The organism is Bacillus cereus group sp. BfR-BA-01349 (assembly GCF_022663795.1).
In the GTDB taxonomy this organism is placed as follows: Bacteria; Bacillota; Bacilli; order Bacillales; family Bacillaceae_G; genus Bacillus_A; species Bacillus_A cereus.
In genome coordinates this window covers 1-5,108 of the sequence record NZ_JAKUGE010000095.1, presented here as the reverse complement: position 1 = coordinate 5,108, position 5,108 = coordinate 1, and the positions used below count along the sequence as shown (strand labels likewise).

Here is a 5,108-nt window from a genome sequence, read left to right as displayed (position 1 = left end):
ATGGGACGCCGTATGACGGGAAACTGTCACGTACGGTGTTAGGTGGGGGAAAAGGTGGAGATGATATCAAAGCTTTACCTATCACGCACAACTTGTTGCCTTATTAGGCCCGTCAGGTTCTGGGAAAACGACGTTATTACGCATTATTGCAGGATTAGAAGAAGCGGATGGAGGCTCTGTTTCATTTGATGGAGAAGATTTAACAGACATTCACGTGAAAAACAGGCAAGTCGGTTTCGTCTTTCAGCACTATGCGCTCTTTAAGCATATGAATGTATTTGAGAATGTCGCTTTCGGTTTAAAAGTAAGAAAGAAAAGCTTAAGACCGTCAGCAGAAGCGATAGAAGAAAAGGTAACAGAATTATTAAAGCTCGTAAAAATGGATGGCTTTGCTAAACGTTATCCAGCGCAATTATCTGGTGGACAACGTCAACGTATTGCACTAGCCCGGGCACTTGCAGTCGAACCGAAAATTTTATTACTTGATGAACCGTTCGGTGCACTCGATGCAAAGGTGAGAAAAGAATTACGAAGATGGCTCCGAAAATTACATGACGAATTTCAAATTACGAGCGTATTCGTAACGCATGATCAAGAAGAAGCGTTAGACGTTGCAGACCGCATCGTTGTAATGAATGAAGGCTGTATTGAACAAATGGGAACACCGGAAGAAGTATATGAAAACCCAGCAAGTCCGTTTGTATATGACTTTTTAGGAAATGTAAATTTATTTCACGGCCGCGTTCATAAAGGAAAGCTAAATGTAGGATCGGTCGAACTAGAAGCACCAGAGCATAAGCACGTTTCCAACGTAGACGGAATAGCCTACGTAAGGCCGCATGACTTATCAATCTCTCGTACGAAACAAAGCATAGATGCAATCCCCGCAAAAGTATCTTATTCTCACGCAGTCGGACCTGTCGTATATGTAGAATTAAAACGAGACGGAACAGATGAATATTTAGAAGCAGAAATTACGAAAGAACAGTTTAAACAGCTGAACATTCAAGCGGGTGATTTCGTATACGTACAGCCGAAAGAAGTGAAAGTGTTTATTCCGGAGGATTTTGTAATTTAAGAGTGTTTACTCTTAAATTACAAAATCTATTAATAAGAAAAGGTCTCCTAAAAGATATTTTAGGAGACCTTTTCTTTGTTTATCGTAATAACTTTTTCTCATATGAAATGTAGTAGGAAGTTTGTATATATAATAGCGGAGCGTGTTCGAACAACTATTTGATATGAGTAGTAATGAAGATATTCTTCCTACTTTCTTACATAAAATTTTTAATTTTGGATATTTGTATCATATGTTTCTGCAACAAACACAAAGTCTACATGCTCTTTATCAATAAAAATACTTGTTTTAGATGGAAGACCTGTTATGGTAGAAACAATATCAACCTCAACAAGGTCAAATCCTACACGATAAGCATCTGAAATTTCAATTCCACCAGTTAGAAAATGCAATCCATCCCCAAATGACTTAAATACAAATACATTTTCTTTCAAACTTTTATTATCCATTTCAATCCATTCTTCGTTAATATAAATCTTAAATGTCGTGCACTTTGGAACACACTCGATGTGATGTATCCCTTTATAACTATTAAGCGAAAACATATAGGTATGAGTTTCTTTAAAGTTAATATCTATCCCGTATTTAAAAGCAAAGGTTTTATATACCATTTCATAAAACAATGGCATTACAATATCATCCCATGCGTCATAGGCAAAAGCATGAATTGGTATTAGATGAGGATATAAACTTACAATCGCTTTTTGAAAATTAAGTAAGATGGTTGTATCTGTAATTTCTTTTAAAGAATCATCTATTTCATGGTCATAATCTTTCGAAATTCTGTTATCAATCATATGACAAACTCCTTACATAGTCTTCTATATACTACGTTTTTCCGCATCATCAGTTTGTGCCTTCTTCAACTAAATTGCAAGTTTAACCGATGATTCCAAAAAAGCCCTTGTCTTATTTTATCAATCGTTAAATGGGTTGGGATACTACAAGCATTAATGAGAAAAGAAATCGTCTTTTCTTTTTTTATGATAGATGTATTTATTTTTAAACTGCATTTACTTTACTCTTTATTTCATTTAGATTTGAATATGTAACATTATTGTGTTAAAAAATATTTCAGCGAGGTGAGTTTATGAAAGAAAAGAAATGGTATAGGCAATTAGTCGTGATGGTGTAGGAGAATCATCTAAGGCCATTTTAAATGTTGTTAAAACTGGTAAAAAAGTTATACAAAGTGGCGGTAGAACTAAATATACTAGTAAACAGGCTGTAGTAGTTTTAAATAAAAAAGGTAAAGTAATTACAACTTTTGCTAAAGGTTCAAAATACATAAGGAAAGGAAAAAATAAGGTTGTTTAAATTAAATAAAGAGATGCAGATTTTATTGAAACAGACATTAGAATCACAAAATAAACATTTACTATGGTTAAATGTCTATGAAGACTTAAGTATGATAGAAACTGAAAAAATAAATAAATTGAGAGATATTATAGCAGATGAATTAATGGAGAAAGGTTTTGATGAACGAGACAATATAAACGATTTGGGAAGAGCATTAGAAGAGCTAATTGATATCTTAGGAAATTTAATACCTTAGAAAATGTTAAGCTGTATTGCAAAGTTTTTAGCAGATGGAAAGTTCCGTCAATTACAGAATGAAAGATTATATAACTTTTAGCAATGCGCTTAATACGAGCGTAGCTATGATTAGAGAGTTTTATATGTGTAAAATAACTCCAAAAATATAAGGATATATTCTGAGGGCGTATGATTATATAGTACATTTACTTATTCGAATCTTTAAAAGGAGGGGGAACATGGGGAAAATAATAGGGATTATTCTGATTATAGGTGGTATGATTCCATTAATTTATGCAATGATACAAATCTATCGGCAATGGAAAGAAAAAGGGCCTTCTTTTGCTCTTAAATCAATAATTTTCCTAGCCGTAAGCATTTTGCTAGATACTGCAACAACTATTATATTGTGTATAGTAACAGTATTCATTGGTATTTGTTTAATTATCTACATATAATAAGTTCAAGAAGGCTAACTTATCGATTGGTACTAATTGGAGGAATTGTATGAACTTCATTTTACATGGATCTAAACATACAGTTTTAGCTTCCGTTTTTGACTCATTTCAAGGTAGGGAAAAAGAATTTAATTGGCTTATAACAGACATAGAGATTGTCGCACATCAGGAAGAGAAATTTATCCGAGATTATCCTAAAATGTCGCATCCAATAGTTTGGATAGCAGGTGAAGATCTTTCAAATCTCGTAAAGAAATATAATCCTCAATTTATTTGGGGCGTACTATCTGCGTTTGATAAGTCTATAAACATTGATATTAATAATTTGCTTGTAGAGCCCTATGCAAATGGAAACGAAGGGCTCTGGGTACCAAGTCCAAATATTCAGCACCCTCAAGCAAAACTTGAAATTGTTTGTTGGGATTCCAGTTTGATGTTGTTATTAAGTAACGATATAAATATTGATGATAAATTTAGAAATTACTTTAAAGAAGCTAGGGATTTAAATGCCTATAATTCGGAATTTTGATTTTAATGGAGACAACATTAATCCGTTATACGAAACAGATATGAAAAAGGGAACGGTATGCATACTCTACAAGTAGCGTATTATAAGGTGAAAAGCGGATTCTCTGTGAGGAGAATTAGATTATTATTGATTTATAAAAACAATTAGGAATAATAAACTTAATATTATTAAGTAAGAATAGGATGGGAATAAATATAACTTTGAGAGAAAAGAAGGTGTATTATGGAGTTTACATTCGAAAAGGTTCAATGTATTGAAGATGCAAATATATATCGTGTTAGTAATGTAACTGATATTTATGAAATAGATTTATTTGATGATGATAATCGTAATGTTGATAATTTAAGTTTACTTGTTCAAGAGAGGATTAATCAGTTTATTGTACATGTAGATAAATCTGAGGAAAAAAATGTGAAAGAAGAAATAGAGTCTAAAAACATTTCCTACACAGTTTTTGATTCGGGAAGAAGGAACCTTTTCTTTGTTTTTGATTCTATACCAAGGACAGAAGTATCATATATAATCAAGTATTTTTATGGTGTAAGTATAGAAAATACTTTTGCTATTATCAGTTTAGGAAATAGCGTTGGTATTAAACTAGAGGAAATAAATCAAAGTAAATTGATGAAGTGTTTAATGGGAGAATGTGTTGTACCACAAATCGAATTAGTTCCATCATCGGCGTGTGCATTTATCCAATATGATGGTGCGCTTTTAACAATTGCTAGTAATAATTTTGATATTTGTGCAACATGAAAATAATAAGATGTAATTAAATGATTTTTTTAGCGCAAGGAGATACAAGAGGATAGTTTCTAAGCTATTAAATGATAGTTTAGGATACATGACAATGTTACATATTAGTATGGTGTAGATGCAAAATGATTGTCGAATCTTTCTAGTGAAAATAGAATAGCTGCATTAAAAATTTACAATGAACCTTATGCTATAGGAAAAGAAAGAGGGAATTGTTGATGTGGATAGCGTTTCTAGAATTTTTAGAGTTTATTATAGTTTTGAGTTTAAGTCTTATATTAACATTGGTCGTTTTTTTTTCAAGAAAATTATCTGTTTGATATTAAAGAAAGTATTACCAATAATAGGATCTTGTTAATTATTCAAGTCACACGTATTTTAATGGGAATGTGGATAGTATTTGTTACAGAAACTACTATAATTGCTGTCTCAAAAGTGACTGCAATTCAATTAATTATTTTACTTCTTTTTTGGGCATGCTCGAAGTATGTACAAAAAACTCGTGAAAATTGGCTAATTACTATAGTTGCTTTTGTTATTTATGGTGTTGGTACATACTTGTATATTCAGTTTGCTTTTAGAGGCTATTAATATATCACCAGAAAAGTTAGTGGTTAGAAAGATGCATTTGTTAAATGTGTATATGAAGGAAGAGCGAATATGGTATTATCCCCTATAGGTAGACAGTAAAAAAAGAGTCCATCTGATATGATGGACTCAATACTGTTTTATCTGGAGGGGATTTTTTTAT

5 protein-coding genes and 2 pseudogenes are annotated in these 5,108 nt (G+C 32.0%); 6 read left to right on the top strand and 1 reads right to left on the bottom strand.

The window, feature by feature from the left end:
• Positions 1–88 precede the first annotated feature (88 nt).
• A pseudogene (locus tag MR169_RS27715) lies at positions 89–1,078 on the top strand (sulfate/molybdate ABC transporter ATP-binding protein); the annotation flags it as partial.
• Between the two features lie 209 nt (positions 1,079–1,287).
• Here the strand turns inward: MR169_RS27715 and MR169_RS27710 are convergent.
• Positions 1,288–1,875, bottom strand: a complete 588-nt coding sequence (locus tag MR169_RS27710) for a hypothetical protein (RefSeq protein ID WP_000566766.1) — start codon at positions 1,873–1,875, stop codon at positions 1,288–1,290.
• A gap of 512 nt (positions 1,876–2,387) precedes the next feature.
• Here MR169_RS27710 and MR169_RS27705 point away from each other — a divergent pair.
• The 5 genes and pseudogenes from MR169_RS27705 (at position 2,388) to MR169_RS27685 (ending at position 4,948) form a co-directional block, all read left to right on the top strand.
• Positions 2,388–2,633, top strand: a complete 246-nt coding sequence (locus MR169_RS27705; RefSeq protein WP_000475563.1) for a hypothetical protein — start codon at positions 2,388–2,390, stop codon at positions 2,631–2,633.
• 220 nt (positions 2,634–2,853) lie between these two features.
• A complete protein-coding gene (locus MR169_RS27700; protein WP_000516159.1) occupies positions 2,854–3,072 on the top strand; it encodes a hypothetical protein in 219 nt (72 codons plus the stop codon).
• Positions 3,073–3,121: 49 nt separating this feature from the next.
• Positions 3,122–3,601 (top strand): hypothetical protein, encoded by a 480-nt coding sequence (locus tag MR169_RS27695; protein WP_001009365.1) that lies wholly within the window; start codon positions 3,122–3,124, stop codon positions 3,599–3,601.
• A 222-nt stretch (positions 3,602–3,823) separates the two neighbouring features.
• Positions 3,824–4,357, top strand: coding sequence for a hypothetical protein (locus MR169_RS27690; RefSeq protein WP_000397228.1), 534 nt, complete (start codon positions 3,824–3,826; stop codon positions 4,355–4,357).
• Positions 4,358–4,575: 218 nt separating this feature from the next.
• Positions 4,576–4,948, top strand: a pseudogene (locus MR169_RS27685) (hypothetical protein).
• Positions 4,949–5,108 lie beyond the last annotated feature (160 nt).